Source organism: Myxococcus guangdongensis, from assembly GCF_024198255.1.
In the GTDB taxonomy this organism is placed as follows: Bacteria; Myxococcota; Myxococcia; order Myxococcales; family Myxococcaceae; genus Myxococcus; species Myxococcus guangdongensis.
On sequence record NZ_JAJVKW010000023.1, the window covers coordinates 135,345 to 150,552 of the forward strand.

Annotated in this window: 11 protein-coding genes and 1 pseudogene; 7 read left to right on the plus strand and 5 right to left on the minus strand. The window is 65.3% G+C overall.

All coding sequences use genetic code 11. The features are described from left to right. Window positions 1-13: 13 nt before the first annotated feature. Both LXT21_RS42285 and LXT21_RS42290 read right to left on the minus strand, forming a co-directional pair. Window positions 14-1,207 (minus strand): restriction endonuclease subunit S, encoded by a 1,194-nt coding sequence (locus tag LXT21_RS42285; protein ID WP_254043920.1) that lies wholly within the window; start codon window positions 1,205-1,207, stop codon window positions 14-16. Further along, window positions 1,204-2,742: a type I restriction-modification system subunit M gene (locus tag LXT21_RS42290; protein WP_254043921.1), complete on the minus strand. Its 1,539-nt coding sequence runs from the start codon at window positions 2,740-2,742 to the stop codon at window positions 1,204-1,206. The genes LXT21_RS42285 and LXT21_RS42290 overlap by 4 nt, the downstream gene beginning before the upstream one ends. Before the next feature lie 247 nt (window positions 2,743-2,989). Here LXT21_RS42290 and LXT21_RS42295 point away from each other — a divergent pair, with 247 nt between their 5' ends. The 3 genes from LXT21_RS42295 (at window position 2,990) to LXT21_RS42305 (ending at window position 10,259) form a co-directional block, all read left to right on the plus strand. Continuing rightward, window positions 2,990-4,531, plus strand: a complete 1,542-nt coding sequence (locus LXT21_RS42295; protein ID WP_254043922.1) for a sigma-54 interaction domain-containing protein — start codon at window positions 2,990-2,992, stop codon at window positions 4,529-4,531. A gap of 558 nt (window positions 4,532-5,089) precedes the next feature. Continuing rightward, on the plus strand, window positions 5,090-6,823 hold the full coding sequence (locus tag LXT21_RS42300) for a hypothetical protein (protein WP_254043923.1): 1,734 nt from the start codon (window positions 5,090-5,092) through the stop codon (window positions 6,821-6,823). Window positions 6,824-7,343: 520 nt separating this feature from the next. Next, entirely contained in the window at window positions 7,344-10,259 is a 2,916-nt protein-coding gene (locus tag LXT21_RS42305) for a cell wall anchor protein (RefSeq protein ID WP_254043924.1), read from the plus strand. Between the two features lie 111 nt (window positions 10,260-10,370). Here LXT21_RS42305 and LXT21_RS42310 read toward each other — a convergent pair. The 3 genes and pseudogenes from LXT21_RS42310 to LXT21_RS42325 form a co-directional block, all read right to left on the minus strand. Then, window positions 10,371-10,622, minus strand: a pseudogene (locus LXT21_RS42310) (hypothetical protein); the annotation flags it as partial. Window positions 10,623-10,819: 197 nt separating this feature from the next. After that, window positions 10,820-11,611 carry an SDR family oxidoreductase gene (locus LXT21_RS42320; RefSeq protein WP_254043925.1) on the minus strand — a complete coding sequence of 264 codons (792 nt, stop codon included), beginning with the start codon at window positions 11,609-11,611 and terminating at the stop codon, window positions 10,820-10,822. Continuing rightward, window positions 11,608-11,979 (minus strand): nuclear transport factor 2 family protein, encoded by a 372-nt coding sequence (locus LXT21_RS42325; protein WP_254043926.1) that lies wholly within the window; start codon window positions 11,977-11,979, stop codon window positions 11,608-11,610. The genes LXT21_RS42320 and LXT21_RS42325 overlap by 4 nt, the downstream gene beginning before the upstream one ends. Before the next feature lie 20 nt (window positions 11,980-11,999). Here LXT21_RS42325 and LXT21_RS42330 point away from each other — a divergent pair, with 20 nt between their 5' ends. The 4 genes from LXT21_RS42330 (at window position 12,000) to LXT21_RS42345 (ending at window position 15,052) form a co-directional block, all read left to right on the plus strand. After that, a complete protein-coding gene (locus tag LXT21_RS42330; RefSeq protein ID WP_254043927.1) occupies window positions 12,000-12,902 on the plus strand; it encodes a LysR family transcriptional regulator in 903 nt (300 codons plus the stop codon). 102 nt (window positions 12,903-13,004) lie between these two features. Continuing rightward, complete coding sequence (locus tag LXT21_RS42335; protein WP_254043928.1) at window positions 13,005-13,292, plus strand: hypothetical protein; 288 nt, start codon at window positions 13,005-13,007, stop codon at window positions 13,290-13,292. 523 nt (window positions 13,293-13,815) lie between these two features. Continuing rightward, entirely contained in the window at window positions 13,816-14,022 is a 207-nt protein-coding gene (locus LXT21_RS42340; protein ID WP_254043929.1) for a hypothetical protein, read from the plus strand. Window positions 14,023-14,161: 139 nt separating this feature from the next. Beyond that, a complete protein-coding gene (locus LXT21_RS42345) occupies window positions 14,162-15,052 on the plus strand; it encodes an alpha/beta fold hydrolase (protein ID WP_254043930.1) in 891 nt (296 codons plus the stop codon). Window positions 15,053-15,208 lie beyond the last annotated feature (156 nt).

Below are 15,208 nucleotides of genomic sequence, written 5' to 3' on the forward strand. Positions count from 1 at the left end.
AGGAAAATGGTACTCAAAGCCCGCAGTGGAAGGCGCGGTGCTGTAGCGACGCAAAGAGTTCGTCGAGTTTCTTGAGGTGTGACTGATATTGGGCCTTCATCTTGTCAATAACTTCCATGCAGGCGGCGAACTCGCGCTGGAGTTCCAACGGGGGAACGACTACATGAAAGCGCTCAACAGTAGGAAAGTAGATTGTCCGGTGCGTTGACCCCGCACTTATCGCACGGAGAGGCTCCCTGGAGGCGATGAAGCACGCCATCAGGTATCGCGGAGTCAACTCAGGCCCGCACACCCAGTTCACGAAGTCTTGCGACGTCGCCATCGACATCCCCATCACCGTCACGAATCCCACCGAAGCGGTACGCGAGAAACAGACGGTTCCTTCTGGCAAGACCACCGACGAGGAATTGTCGATTCCATCTTGGGTGACACTCTCACCTGTCGCCTTGATCACCGTACCGTCTGCGCGCCGGATGTCTGTGAGGCTGAGCCAAGGAATACCTCCGCCCCAGTACTCGGGCTTGCGCCGGCTCGGTGTGTGCCCTGTAGCTAGCCGAGCAACAGCACTCAACTTGGCCCTTCGCCATCCTTGCGGAAGCGGTTCTTGCGCAGAGTCCGTGGTCACAGCCGGACGCTGGAGGTACTGACCGAACATGTGGTGAAATATCGAATGGCTCAGCTCACCAAGCCCCGTGAGTGTATCTCGGCGCTTACTACGTAACGCATCGGCGCGGTCGAGGATGTCGGCGATGCGGCGCTGCTCACCAATCAGTGGCAACCTTACGCCCAATGAAAGGAATACTTGATCTGGCAAGGTGCGGCGACGAGCAGTCGTGCCCTGCAACTTCGCCTTGTAATAGGCGAGCGCCACTGGTGAGCGCAGGAAGCGCTCAAGATAACGCTCGTCGACCGTCTCACGACGGCATACATCCCACACGTCGTATGCAGGACTGACGATTGCTTCAGCGTGCAACTTCTGAAACGCAAGCACCCCTTCGTCGATCGGAAAGCCGACGACAAGTTGATCCCCGCGCACCACTTTGTACTGCGCTGTGTTCGCACTCGCGACACGTTTCTTGAACTTCAGATCTTGATTGACCAACCCGTGGTGCATGGTCATCGACAAAATGGGAAGCTGACGCTCACCTGCGCGCACAACAGGTGCCGGAACCAATACGTCTCGCAAAGGAACGACTGGGACGTTCATTTGACCTCCGTCAGAAGAGACGCGAGATCGTTCTGGATGGATTCCTCGTCGGCAACGAGTTCTTTCAGAATCTCCCTCGGAGGACGGAGACACTTCTCTTGCGCGACGGTTTCTCGGTACGCGTTTAGGTTGAGCGCGTAGTCTTTCGCGACAATGTCCGCCATCGCGACCGTGAAGCTCTGCGCAGAGTGCGGATTCTTCCGCTCGGCCTTCGTCCGCTGTGCCCAACGCTGAAGCACATCCGGCAGGTTGTTCTTCGCGTGCTCCTCCTCCGAGAGCTTCGCCTTCGGCTTCTGTCCCAGTTTCTCATCGGGGAGCAGCGGCTGCCGTTTGTCATCGAGGCTCCAGCCGTCCGCCTCTAGGTCGTAGAACCAGACGTGGTCGGTTCCGCCCGAGTTCGTCTTCGTGAAAATGATGATCGCCGTCGAAACGCCCGCATACGGCTTGAACACGCCCGAGGGCAGCGAGATGACTGCATCCAGCTTTTGCTCCTCGACGAGCATCTTTCGGATCTGCTGGTGAGCCTTTGACGACCCGAACAGCACTCCCTCTGGCACAATGACCGCCGCGCGTCCACCGGACTTCAGCATCTTGAGGACGAGCGCAAGAAAGAGGAGCTCCGTCTTCCGGGTCTTCACCACCTGCTGGAGGTCCTTAGCCACTCCTTCAGCGTCTAGGCTTCCCGCGAACGGTGGATTCGCCAGCACCAGAGTGTAGCGCTCCACCGCGTCCGCGTGGTCCTGCGACAAGGAGTCTCGGTAGTGGACGTCCGGGTTCTCGATACCGTGAAGCATCATGTTCATGCTGCCGATGCGCAGCATGGTTGGGTCAAAGTCGAACCCATGGAACATGTTCTCGTGGAAGTGCTTCTTGAGCGACGAGTCCTTGAAGAGCGCGGGGTGCGTCTTCTTGAGGTACTCCGCCGCGCCCACGAGAAAGCCGCAGGTGCCGCACGCAGGGTCAACGATTATGTCCTTCGGCGTGGGAGCGACGAGGTCCACCATCAGCCGGATGATGTGCCTGGGCGTCCGGAACTGCCCGTTCTGCCCTGCCGCGGCGAGCTTCCCGAGCATGTACTCATAGAGGTCCCCCTTAGTGTCTTTGTCATCGAGCGGCAGCTCGCTGACCATGTCCACCACCTTGGCAAAGAGCGCGGGAGTGGGGAATTGAAACCGCGCGTCCTTCATGTACTCCGCGTACGTGGACGCCTCGCCCCCTAGCGTCTGGAGCCACGGGAACACCTGCGTAGAGACGAGCTTGAACATTGACGAGGGGTCGAGGTTCTTGAACTTCGACCAGCGGTACTGCTCGTACGGCGTGCCGCTCTTGTCTTTCCCCTTCGGGAAGATGCGACGCTCCATCTCCTTCTTGAGCGTCGCTGCCTTCGCCTCCTCGCGCGTGTGCTCGGTGTCGAGCCGCTTCATGAAGAAGAGGTAGGTGAGCTGCTCCACCACCGTCATCGGATTGGAGATGCCTCCCGCGTAGATGACGTCCCAGATGGCATTGATGCGGTTACGAAGTTCTCCGGTCAGCATGAGCTTGCGATTCCTGTAGAGGCACTGAGGCCCCTAAAAAGCCGGGCGTAGCATACGCGATGCGTTCCAGTGCGAAATGGCGGCCTTCGCCCGAGTCTCCGGGAGCCCGCATCCGTCCTCCCGCTCGATAGCAGCTCCCGTGCCGACCATGAACGGCCCCATGGCGCGCAGCGGAGCGTCGTAGCCCGCGCTCTAGCCCGAGAGTAATCGCTCTTACCAGAGCGTGACCCATGTTACGCTCCGGTGGATGCGGAACATCCTCCTAGCGTGGATTGGGAAGGACGACCATGAAGCAGCTCGCGACGCTCCCGGCAAGGTGAGCCGGCTCGCCGCCGCAGTGAGCTCAAGGTCCATCACCTTTGACGAGGTCGTCATCGTGAACGACCTGAAGAAGAAGGACGCCGAGGAATGGCTCGCGACCACGCTGAAGCCGAGGGCCCGCGCCGAGCTGCGCCTCTGCCACCATCAGCTCAAATCCCCGGTCGACTACGAGAGCATCTACCGGGGCGCCCTCGCCGCCATCCGCGAGACGCTGGAGCGCCATGGCCCGCACACCCGCCTACACTTCCTCCTGAACAGTGGCACAGAAGCTATGGGCGCGGTGTGGCTCCTCGTCGGAAAGAGCCGCTACCCGGCGACGCTCGTCGCTGTCGCAAAGGAGTCGCAGCAGCTCGTCGAAGTGCCGGTGCCCTTCAATCTGGCCGCCGAGTTCCTCCCCGAGGTGCTACGCGCCGACGCCCCCTCTCTTGAGCAAGTACTCGGGGACAGGGCGCCTCCCTCCTCCGCGTTCAAGGATATCCGCGGCACGTCGGCAGCAATTCGCGCCGCGCTCGATCAAGCGCGGCTGTACGCCGCAGGGCCCCCATACCCCGTGCTAATTGAGGGTGAAACTGGAACGGGCAAGGAGATGTTCGCCTCCGCCATCCACGCCGGAAGCCCGAGGCGGACTGGCCCGTACCTCCCTCTCAACTGCGGCGCGCTGGCGAAAGAGCTCATCGAGTCCGAGCTTTTCGGCCACGAAAAGGGCGCCTTCACCGGCGCCCAGGAGAAGAAGCCCGGCGCCTTTCGCACCGCGAACGGCGGCACCCTCTTCTTGGACGAAGTGGGAGAGCTGCCCCTCGAAGCCCAGGTGAAGCTCCTCCGCGTGCTCGAGGTCGGAAAGGTCCGCTCGGTTGGCGGTACCAAAGAGGAGACCATCGACGTGCGCATCATCGCGGCGACCCATAGGAATCTGCTCGACCAGGTCGCCTGCGGTCAGTTCCGGGAGGATCTCTACTACCGGCTTGCCGTCGGGACGCTTTTCCTTCCGCCGCTCCGCGAGCGCACAGGGGACATAGGCGAACTCATCGACGTCCTCATGCGCAGAACAAACGAGGACCTCCAGAAAGTGGGGCTTCCCTCGAAGGAACTCTCCACCGGCGCAAGACCCCTCCTCCTCGGACACTCCTGGCCGGGCAACGTCCGCGAACTGCTCAACACGTTGAAGCGCTGCGCGATGCTAACGCCCGGCCCGCTCATCGATGAGGTAGTGGCCGGCGCCGCCATCCGCCCCGGCGCAAAGAAGAACCGTCTCGCCCTCGACCCCGACGGTCCCCTCCCCGAGGGCTTTGAGCTCCCCATGCTGCTCGCCTCAGTAGAGGCGGCCTATATCCAGAAGGCGCTTGAGCAGTGCGGCAAGAACAAGTCCCGCGCCGCCGCACTCCTGGGCCTGAACAGCCGCCAGACGATGGACAACCGCCTCGAGGCCGCAGAGCGGCTGCTGAAGCACCACGCTCGCGTAACCCCGTAACGCAGCCTCTCGCGCCCCAATGGGCGTCGACGGCTCCGTAGATAATGTTACCTCGCGGTAACTGCGCATACGCGATGGCCTGTGCCCTGCCCTCAGGCTTCCGCACCTTCCCTCCCGTCCCAACCCGTTGCGTGGCGTCGCGGGCGTTGGCACGCCGGCTGCTTTGGCGGCCTTTCGCCATGAACGACCGCCCGAAGACAGCTGCCAACCTCGCCCTGATTGAGCAGGAGCGTGTGGAGGAGCCCTAGCTCATGAATGCCCTGCGCCTGGGCTCGGGTGTCTTCGCCACCGGCCCTGCCGAGGACTCCGCAACCGAGTCTCGCCTCCGCAAGCCCGCACTCGTGCTCAGTGCACAGGTGACAAAGAAGCTCGACGAAAGGGCTGCGTAGACCGCCCCCGCACTGCCGATCGACTCGGCGCCCCATTTCCTATCGGCACCGTCCTCAACTGACGACGCCATCAAGGAGCGGACGCCCCCCTCTCAGAAGCCCCGCTGCACAGACCCGCAGCGCTGTAGCCCTCCGAAGTTCGAAGCCCCTCACGCTAATAGGAACCTCCATGGACCTCGCCACCTCTGCCGTTACTTCTTCAGACGACACCTCCACTGACTTCGGTCCCGCCACTTTCGCTCATCCACCTGCCGACGCGCCGTCACCGGCTAGCCGACGCGCGAAGAACGAGCACCGTCCGGCAGCCATCGAGCTGCGGCTGAATGTGGTCGATGTCGATGTCCTCGCCGAGCTGTACAGGCTCAAGGCACCAGAGGATCGGACCGCGTACGCGCTGAATGCGATCCGCATCGGAGTGCTGGCCCTGCGGAGCGCCGCGGGTCAGCTGGATGCCGCGGCGATGAAGGAGGCGGGAGCGAAGCTGCTCTCGGACGTGAAGGAGCTCCTCACCGCGCGCGGGCAGGAGCTCACCGGCGCGCTGGCACAGTCACTCTCAAGCTATCTGGACCCGAAGACAGGCGCGTTGCAGGAGCGGTTCCAGGGCATTCTGCGCAAGGATGGCGAGTTGGACCGCCTCCTCCAAGCGCACGTGGGTGGCGAAGACTCGGTGCTGGCAAAGAGTCTGGCGCGTCACCTTGGGGAAGGGAGCCCCATCTTCAAGCTACTCTCACCGACAGATGCTACTGGGCTGAAGGCGCAGGTGGAGAGGACGCTGGAAGGTGCGCTCGCGGCGCAGCGGACCGAAATCTTGAAGCAGTTCTCCCTCGATGCGAAGGACTCTGCGCTCTCGCGGCTCGTAAATGAGCTGAAAGCGCGTCAGGCGGAACTCACGAGCGAACTTAAAGGCCAGGTGGGCGAAGTCGTGAGGGAGTTCAGCCTCGACAACGAGGACGGTGCGCTCACCCGGCTCGTGGCCCAGGTAGACCGGGCGCAGAAGCGCATCGCGGACGAATTTACCACCGAGAATGAACAGTCGGCGCTCTCGAAGATGTCGAAGCTGCTCGCGCAGGCAAATGACCACATCGAGAAGAACCTGACCCTGGACGATGAAGAAAGCGCCCTCTTCCGAATGAAGCGCGAGCTCATGGGCTCCCTCTCGGAGATGCAAAAGCGCAACACCGACTTCCAGCAAGCGGTGCTGCTCGCGGTGGAGAGCCTCCAGAAGAAGAGGCAGCACGATGCGAAGACGCCTGAGCACGGGAAGACGTTCGAGGCCGCGCTTGGCGAGTACCTCGCCAAAGAGGCCGGAAGTGCCGGAGATGTGCTGGAAGCAACCGGAGCCACCCCTGGGACGATCAAGCACAAGAAGGCGGGCGACTTTGTCCTTACACTGAGCGAGGAGTCGCAGGCACCCGGCGCTCGTATCGTGTTCGAGGCGAAGGACAAGGCAGGTGTGACGATGAAAGCGGCCCTACAAGAGCTCGAAGAGGCACTGACGAATCGAGAGGCGCAGATCGGAGTCTTCGTCTACGGCAAGGCCGTTGCCCCCGACGGTGTGCCCACATTCAGCCGCTACGGCAGCCGCATCCTGGTGGTGTGGGACGCAGAGGACACCTCCACCGATGTCTTCTTGAAGGCGGCCATCTCCACTTGCCGCGCGCTCGCGGTGGCCGAGACAAAGGAGAAGGCGGAGCTGTCGGACGCAGTCGACGTCATTCAGAAAGCCACGCGCGCGGTCGAAAAGCAGGCCGAGAACTTGGAACAACTCAAGACGTGGGCCGAAACCTCGCGCTCGAGCGCCGAGAAGATCATCGACCGCGTCGAGAAGATGCGGACCGACTTCACGAGGCAGGTGGAAGCCCTCGACGAGGCTGTCGCGGCATTGAAGAGCTCACAGGGGTGAACGGTGCTACTACGGCGCACCATCCCGCTGGGCGTCTTCGCCGACTCCTCAGGGGCGGGCATGCGCAAGGCTCTGGCGCCCATCACAACACCCGGTGGACCCTGTCGGCGCCACCCCAGCTATGCGGCTTCGACCTGTTGCCGCTCCGGGACCCTCACCCTATGGGTCCATGAGTTCCTCCAGCCCAGGCATCAAACAACTTCCCTGACACAGGCGTACGTCACGAGCCTGTCACAGCCACGCTCACGAGGCTTGCCTGGAGGCCCACCCCTCGGGGTGCAGACCGACCTCCGGCCCTTGTATCGCGCGCAGAAATCCTTGGGCTTCTCGTTCTCCAAGAACTCCGCGTGACCGCATGGACAGGACTGCCACCTTCTTTCGATGACACCCGACGATCCCAACCATTTCACGGCAAATTTCCCGTGCCATGACAGTCGATTGCGCTTCGCACATCAGGGTCCTTCACATGGCCGATTCCCGGACCTCCAGTCCGGTGCGTCGACACCCCGACTGAAACACCATGACTCCATTCCGAAGTCTGTGGCTCGCGGCCGCCCTGCTGATGGCCGCCTGCGAAACGACTGAGCTCGCGCAGCCCGACGACGTACAGGATGTGACGACGGCCCAGGGCCTCTCCACGCTCTCCGTGCGAGGAACCACCAGCGCGAGCGCCCTGGCCGCCACCACCCTCTCCATCCCCACCCCCGTCGGTACGGCCGCCGGAGATGTGCTGGTGGTGCAGCTGAGCAATCGCGAGGCCGTCACCGCCCTCGCCACCCCACCCGCTGGCTGGACGCTGCTGCGCTCCGAGCAGAGCGCCTCGGCCATTCGGTCCTGGCTCTTCCTCCGCGTGGCCAGCGCGGCCGAGCCGAGCAGTCACACCTTCACCCTCGACCTCGCCAGCTCCATGGCGGCCACCCTGGTCGCGGTGTCGGGCGCGGATCCGCTCCAGCCGATCGACGTGCACGTGGGCCAGAAGAATGGCAACAGCGCGAGCCTCGCGCTGCCCGCCGCCACCACGTCGTCCGCGAACGGCCTCGCAGTGTGGTTCTCGGCCCAGGTCTGGGGAGGCACCGCGTGCCCCGCGGTCCACACCCCTCCGGCGGGCTTCACCGAACAGCTCGACACCTGCCTCGTCTCGTCGTCGCGCGGCATGCTGCACAGCGCCGCCACCTCGCAGCTCGGGGCCGCGGGTGCCCAGCCCGCCTTCACCGGCAGCTCCACGCTCCCCAACACCAACATCACGCACGCGGTGGTGCTGCGTCCCCTCCAGCCGCCGGCCACCCAGGAGATCACCCTCGTCGGCACCACGCACGCGAGCGGCAAGACGGTCACCAGCCTGACCCTCTCGACCCCCACGGGCGTCGCCGCCGGTCACGTGCTCCTGGCGCACCTCGCGAACCGGAACCAGATCGGCGCCGAGCTGACCCCGCCCGCGGGTTGGACGCTGGTGCGCACCGACATGAGTAGCTGGAGCATCCGCGGCTGGGTCTTCGTCCGCGTCGCCACCGCCAGCGAGCCCGCCAGCCACACGTTCCAGAGCTCCCTCGCGAGCTACCTCGTCGGCAACCTCGTGGCGTATGCCGGCGTCAACCCGACCAACCCCATCGACACGCACGCCGGCAAGAGCAACAGCGGCTCGACGGCCTTCACGACGCCGCAGCTGAGCACCTCGAGCGCGGGCGGGGCCGCCGTCTGGTTCGGCGCGCAGGCGTGGACCGGCGCCGCGTGTCCGACCTCGGCGATCGAGCCCCCCGTGGGCTTCGCCGAGACCTACGACACCTGCCTGGTGTCCTCGTCCCAGGGCCTCGTCTTCAACGCCGCCTTCATGCCCCTCGCCGGTGCCGGCCTCCAGAGACCGTTCAACGGGAGCTCGACGTTCGCCGAGACCAACGTCGCGCAGGTCGTCGCCCTTCGCCGCGCCGAGGTCGCACCGCCCTCGGGGGTCGCGTTGCGTGGGAGCTCGCGCCACAGCGGCCTGTCGCTCGCTTCGCTGTCGATCCCCAAGCCGACGGGGACCGCGGCCAACGACGCGCTCATCGCGCGGGTGAGTGTGCGCAACAACATCTCCGCGACCGTCACGCCGCCCGCCGGCTGGACGTTCCTGCGCTCGGAGCAGAGCGCCTTTGCCATCCGCACCTGGATCTTCTACCGCGTCGCGGGCGCCTCCGAGCCCGCGAGCTACACGTTCGGACTGGACGCGACCACCCACATGGCGGGGAGCGTGGAGGCCTTCAGCGGCGTCGATCCGGTCCAGCCCATCGACGTGCACGCGGGCCAGAAGAACGGCGACTCCGCGTCGTTCACCGTGCCCGACGTGGTGACCGGCAGCGCGGGTGGGCTCGCCGTCTGGTACGGCTCACAGGTCTGGCCGGACGCCACCTGCCCTGCCACCGGCATCGAGCCGCCGCTCGGCTTCACCGAGGCCTTCGACGCGTGCCTGGGTCACGCCAACGGACTGCTCTTCAATGCGGCCTACCGGTCGCTCACCGCGCCGGGTCTCCAGACGGGCCTCTCCGGCAGCTCCGCGTTCGTGCAGACCAACACCGCGCACGTCGTCGTCCTGCGCGCCGCCAACGCCCCCTCCTGCGTGGTCGGCGACACGTACGCGACCACCTTCACGCTCCAGGGCACCGTGACCGCGCCGCAAATCGTGGAGCCCTCGGGCCTGGCCGCGAGCCGCGTGGTCGGCAACGCGCTCTACGTGCACAACGAGGACACCACCGCCATCGTCGCGATCAACACCCTCAACGCGAGCACCCTCGGAACGTTCAACGTGACCAACGTGACGCCGGCCGACTGGGAGGACCTCGCGACCGGGCCCTGCCCGAGCGGCTCGTGCATCTTCATCGGTGACATCGGGAAGTGGAGCGCCAACTTCCCTCCGGGTGGCAGCCCCACGTCGTTCACCATCTACCGCGTGCCCGAGCCGGATCTCGCCAACGGCCAGACCTCGGGGGGGCTCGTCGCCGAGGCCTTCCCATTCGTCTATCCGGACGGCTCGAAGGACGCGGAGTCGCTGATGGTGCACCCCACCACCGGGGACATCTACGTCGTCACCAAGGACGGGGCCTCGGGGAAGAGCGGCGTGTACAAGTTCCCCCGGCCGCTGACGCCGGGTGTGCAGGCCACGCTGATCCACGTCCACACCATCCAGCTGCCGCTGAACGGAGACGCCAACTTCTCGGCCGCGACCGCGGCGGCGATCCACCCCTGCGCGGATCGCTTCCTCCTTCGCACCTACCGCACTGTCTACGAGTTCCGTGCGACACCGGGACTTGGCTTCGAGTCCGCCGTCTTCGCGACGCCCGTCGCGCTGACCGACACCGCCGAGGGCCAGGGTGAGGCGCTCGAGTACGAGGCCAACGGCGCGAGCTACTTCACGATGAGCGAGAGCCCCTCGCCCTTCAGGCTCAAGCGCGTGCCCCTGCGGTAGGGCCGCGTCGACACGCCGAGGAGCAAGGCCGGTCGTGGGGCACGCCCCCATGGCCGGCCTCGCTGTTCCGAGCTGGGAGTTCGCGCTCGGTGCCGCCGTTCACACGGCGTCTCACCTGAAGCCCAGGCACACTCGCGGACCGGAGCATGAGCGGTGAGCGGTGAGCGTCAAGGTAGCGGGGCCGAGACGGACCGGGCCTGCTGGCGTCCAGTTGCGCGTGACGCGGCTCCATCGCTCGGGGTGACGGGCTCGGCGTCGAGCAAGGAGCGCAGCTTCGCGACCGAAGTGCCTGTCGTCGGGCGTGACGAAGCGGATGGCGGAGTGTCGGTGCTCGGTGTTGTACCCGTCCACGAAGCACTGCACGTCATACCCGGCATCCTCTGCGCGCCAGCCTCGACTCCGAGTCAGGCGTGGACACATGCGCGGCGTTGCTTCTCTTCTCGCCGTGGAAACCGACGGTGGGGTTGCCCTTGTCGTCTGGAGGCTCCTGATTCACCAGGTCAGGAGCCCCTGCTCCGGTGCGGGAGGTCGTCCCCGCACCGGAGTCTTCCAGCAGCGTGCTAGCTCACGGGCACCGTCCCGCCGTCGATGACGTACTCCGCCCCGGTGATCGCGCTCGCCCGGTCCGAGACGAGAAACCCGATCAGCTCGGCGACCTCGGCCGGACGCGCGGGGCGCCCGAGAGGGATTCCGCCGAGCGAGCGCATCACGAGCTCCTTCGCGCCCGCCTCGTCGGTGCCGTTCTTCGCCGCGATCTCGCTCATGAATCCGACGGAGGCCTCGGTCTCGACCCAGCCCGGTGACACGCGATTCACGCGCACGCCCTGCGGCGCGACCTCCTTCGAGAGCGCCTTGCTGTAGTTCGAGAGCGCGGCCTTGGCCGAGGCATACGCGGTCGTCGCTTCATGAAGCGGCATCTGCCGCTGGATCGACGTCACGTGCACGACCGCGCCGGTCCGGCGCTCGCGCATTCCGGGGACCAGTGCCCGGTCCAGACGCACCGCCGCCATCAGGTTCAGGTCGATCGTCTTCTGCCACGCGTCGTCGTCGAGGACGGAGAAGCCGCCCGCCGGGGCCGACGTTCCACCCACGACGTGGACCAGGATGTCCACTGCTCCGGCGGCCTTCACGACGCGCTCGCAGCCCTCGGCCGTGGCGACATCGGCGGCGATGAAGCCCTCGCCCGTCCCCTCCCGCGCGGTCGTCAGCACCGTCGCGCCGGCCTCGCGCAGCCATGCGACCACCGCCTTGCCGATGCCCTTCGTTCCGCCCGTCACGAGCGCGCGCTTCCCCTCTAGCTCTCTCATCACGTCATCTCCTTCCACAGGGTTGAAATGGGCATCACGGCTCACGCGCCGATGCTCAAAGCCGAGATCCGCTCGCCCTTCATCCGGAACTCGAAGGTGAGCGTGATGGGACTGCCGGGAAACTGGCCCGTCACTCTCGCGCGAACCGCGCAGGCATCGCCCTTCGCGTTCACCTCGAGCGGCAGCGCGACGGCCTGGTACTTCACCTGAGATTCACGCCACCATTCATCGATGGCCGCATGCCCGACATGCCGATGTCCCTCATCCTCGACAACGGCATCGGGCTCGAAGGCGTGGAGCGGCGTGGCACTGCCCGCGTCGAAATAGGCTCGAATGCATGGGTGCATTGTCATGACCCAAGAAGTAAGCCCGCGTGATTGACCGCTCAATAGGGACAAAGCAGGATGCGCCATCCCGAACTACAGGACTATCGATGTATCAACCCGGACTGAATGATCTCGATGCCGTCCTCGCCGTCGCTCGCAGGAGCTCGTTTCGCGGCGCGGCCCTCGATCTCGAGATGTCGACGACGGCGATGAGCAGCGCGATCGCGAAGCTCGAAGCACATCTTGGAGTCCGCCTCTTCAACCGCACGACGCGCAGCGTCTCGCTGACCGACGCCGGCAGAGCGTTCGTCGAGCAGGTGGCTCCGGGACTCGCGGACATCCGCGGCGCCATGGACGCGGCTCGCTCCCAGCAGGCAAAGCCGTCCGGCATGCTGCGCATCAACACATTCGCGACTGCGGCGCGCGAGATCCTCGCGCCCTTGGTGCTGGAGTACCTCCGCCGCCATCCGGACGTGCATGTCGACGTCGTGACCGAAGGCCGGCTGGTCGACGTCGTCGCCGAGGGGTTCGACTTCGGCGTGCGGATGGCGAACCTCGTGCCCACCGACATGATTGCCATTCCGCTGGGGGAGCCCCAACGCCACGCCATCGTCGCTTCGCCGGCGTACCTGAAGAAGCACGGTCGGCCACGCGTCCCGTCGGACCTCTTCCGTCATCGGTGTATCCGGGTGCGCTTGCCGAACGGCAGCCTCTTCCGGTGGGAGCTCCGCAAGCGGGGGCAGACGGCCCTGATCGACGTGACGGGGCCCATCACGCTGGACGAGGCCAGCCTCTCGCGGACCGCCGTCCTGGAGGGCATCGGACTCGGCTTCTTCATGGAGCCGGACGTGCGAGGCGACATCGAAGCGGGACGCCTCGTTCGCGTGCTCGAGGACTGGACGCCGGAGCTCGCTCGGCTCTGCCTCTACTACCCTGGCCGGCGCAACTCCTCGGCCGCGCACACGGCGTTCGTCGCACTGGCCCGCGAAGTCGCGGCAGCTCGCAAATGAGGCTCGCCGCATGAAAAATCGTGACGCCAGTCTCACGACTGGCACGACTTCCCGAACAAGTGCCAGAATCGCGCCTGGCAACCCACCAACACTGAGAGCCCAATGAGTTCCACCAGCCAAGAGATGTATCGACAGGAAGGACTGCGCAACACCGCGACGACGATTGCCATTGAGCTGGAGGCACTGGAGCGATGTGAGAACTGCGACGAAGTGAGAGACAATCACTCAGGAATGAAGGACATGGTGCGCGACGAGGCACTCAAGCGTTTCCGCGCCAAGAATCCCAGAATGGACGACTTCCGCGACGAACAAGAAGTTGAAGACGCCGTCAAGGGCGCATTCAAAAACGTGCGAGAGGAGTGTGGTTGCGCCAATCAGGGGGATGACTAACGCCTCGCCTCAGTGGTGACCCAAAACCGGCCGATGCAGGTCCCCTGAAAAGCAGCCCGAGGGAGGCCGGAGACCGCCGCATCCGGTGGCCCCTTCAGTCGCGCGGCTTCAGGATGTCATCCAGGAGCGCCGGTGTTCCCTCCACCCGCCGGGATGGCGACGTGGAATGCCGCGACCTGAACGGCATCACGAGTCCACGCGAGGCCCCTCTTCCCGGCCTGGAACCTCAGCCCGGCCAGGACGTCCAACCCGGCAAGCTCGACCTCGCGCTCGCCTGGAGCGCTGGCTCGCGGGGATGCAGTGAACGCATCGCGGAGCTGCCGCTCGTCTGAATTGGTCAGCCGGGCTGGGAACGCCAGGGCAGCCTCGGCGGCCAGCCGCTGCCGCTCATCGCCTTCGAGGCGCCGTGCGTGTTCCGCGAGGCCTGCACCGCCGCGCTCGACCGGAAGGGCATCGCCTGGCGAATCGCCTTCGCGAGCGCGAGCCTCGCGGGCCTGTGGGCGGCGGCCGAGGCGGGGCTGGGGTGACGCTACGAACAGCCTTCGGCCTGCCCAGGACGCTGACAGTGCTGGAGCCCGGCGCGTCAGGCCTGCCGGCGCGCGGAAGCACTCCGGTCTTCCTGCTCAGAGCCGAGCGGGAGCCGAGCGAGACCGTGGCCCAACTGGCCAGCATCCTGCGCGAAGCGCTCATCCAGGCGCTGGCCGCGACTCGCGCGCGACTCGGCGTCTGAAACAGCGCGGACCGGATGATTCCTGACACTCCCTTGTCACGCCTGGAGGGTAGGTACTCCCCATCGCACCGCAGCCTGTAAGAACACCCAGGCTGCCCATGCTGATGGACAACACCCTTCTCGCAATCCGGGAGCTCCCATGGCTACCACGAAACCCGCCGGCGCCACCCTGCCCGGCATCACCCACCACCAGGTCGACGTCAATGGAACCCAGTTGCACTACGTGTCGGCCGGCGCCACCGGCTCCCCTATCCTCCTCGTCCATGGCTTTCCCGAGTCCTGGTGGGCGTTCCACAAGCTGATTCCGCTGCTCGCCACGACACATCGGGTGTTCGCCGTTGACCTCCGCGGAATGGGCGACTCCAGCAACGCGGAGGGCGACTACGACAGCAAGACCTCGGCCGAGGACCTCCACGCCCTCATCAACCATCTGGCCGTAGGGCCCGTGCACCTCACCGGGCAGGACTTCGCCGGCGCAACGGTCTTCCGCCTGGCGACCACCCACCCCAAAGACGTTCTCAGTTTCACTGCCATCGAGATGGGGCTCCCCGGCTTCGGCCTCGAGATGCTGGCAGACATCACCCACGGAGGCAGTTGGCACATCGGTGTTCTCGCCTCTCCTGGCATCACCGAGATGCTTCTGACGGGTCGGGAGCGCGCATTCATCAGCCAGTTCGCCTTCCCATCCATGACTGTAGTACCGGGCTCCATTACCGACACAGACATCGATGAATTCGTGCGCACGTACTCGCGCCCCAATGGCTTCCGCGGCGCTATCGGCCTCTATCAGTCCATCCTCGCCGAAGGCGCGGAAATCAAAGCCCTCGCGAACACCGCACGCCTGACTGTCCCAGTTCTCGCCGTCGGTGCGGGGGGCGGCCAGTTCACGTACAACACCATGTCGCAGGCAGCTGCCAGCGCCGTCGAATCCGTCATCCTCGAGGGAGTCGGCCACTACGCCGCCCTCGAAGCCCCCGACCGACTCGCCGTCGCAGTCCTCGATTTCGTCAAAAGAGTCGACGCCGACTGACTCGATGGTGGGCGTGACGAGGGAGGAGCCCTAAACCAACGATCGTCATCGGCGATCCCTTTACGGACCCGATGGGAGTAGCGGGACCAATCTACGGAAGGAGTCCTCTCGGTGGATGTCGAGCGTTCGCACTTCCGAGAGAACCTCCTCCATGAA

Bases quoted from the DNA above. Each gene is read 5' to 3' on its own strand.
- LXT21_RS42305 (WP_254043924.1), top strand. From the start codon at position 7,344: ATGACTCCATTCCGAAGTCTGTGGCTCGCGGCCGCCCTGCTGATGGCC.
- LXT21_RS42335 (WP_254043928.1), top strand. From the start codon at position 13,005: ATGAGTTCCACCAGCCAAGAGATGTATCGACAGGAAGGACTGCGCAAC.
- LXT21_RS42345 (WP_254043930.1), top strand. From the start codon at position 14,162: ATGGCTACCACGAAACCCGCCGGCGCCACCCTGCCCGGCATCACCCAC.
- LXT21_RS42290 (WP_254043921.1), bottom strand. From the start codon at position 2,742: ATGCTGACCGGAGAACTTCGTAACCGCATCAATGCCATCTGGGACGTC.
- LXT21_RS42330 (WP_254043927.1), top strand. From the start codon at position 12,000: ATGTATCAACCCGGACTGAATGATCTCGATGCCGTCCTCGCCGTCGCT.
- LXT21_RS42300 (WP_254043923.1), top strand. From the start codon at position 5,090: ATGGACCTCGCCACCTCTGCCGTTACTTCTTCAGACGACACCTCCACT.
- LXT21_RS42325 (WP_254043926.1), bottom strand. From the start codon at position 11,979: ATGGCGCATCCTGCTTTGTCCCTATTGAGCGGTCAATCACGCGGGCTT.
- LXT21_RS42295 (WP_254043922.1), top strand. From the start codon at position 2,990: ATGCGGAACATCCTCCTAGCGTGGATTGGGAAGGACGACCATGAAGCA.
- LXT21_RS42285 (WP_254043920.1), bottom strand. From the start codon at position 1,207: ATGAACGTCCCAGTCGTTCCTTTGCGAGACGTATTGGTTCCGGCACCT.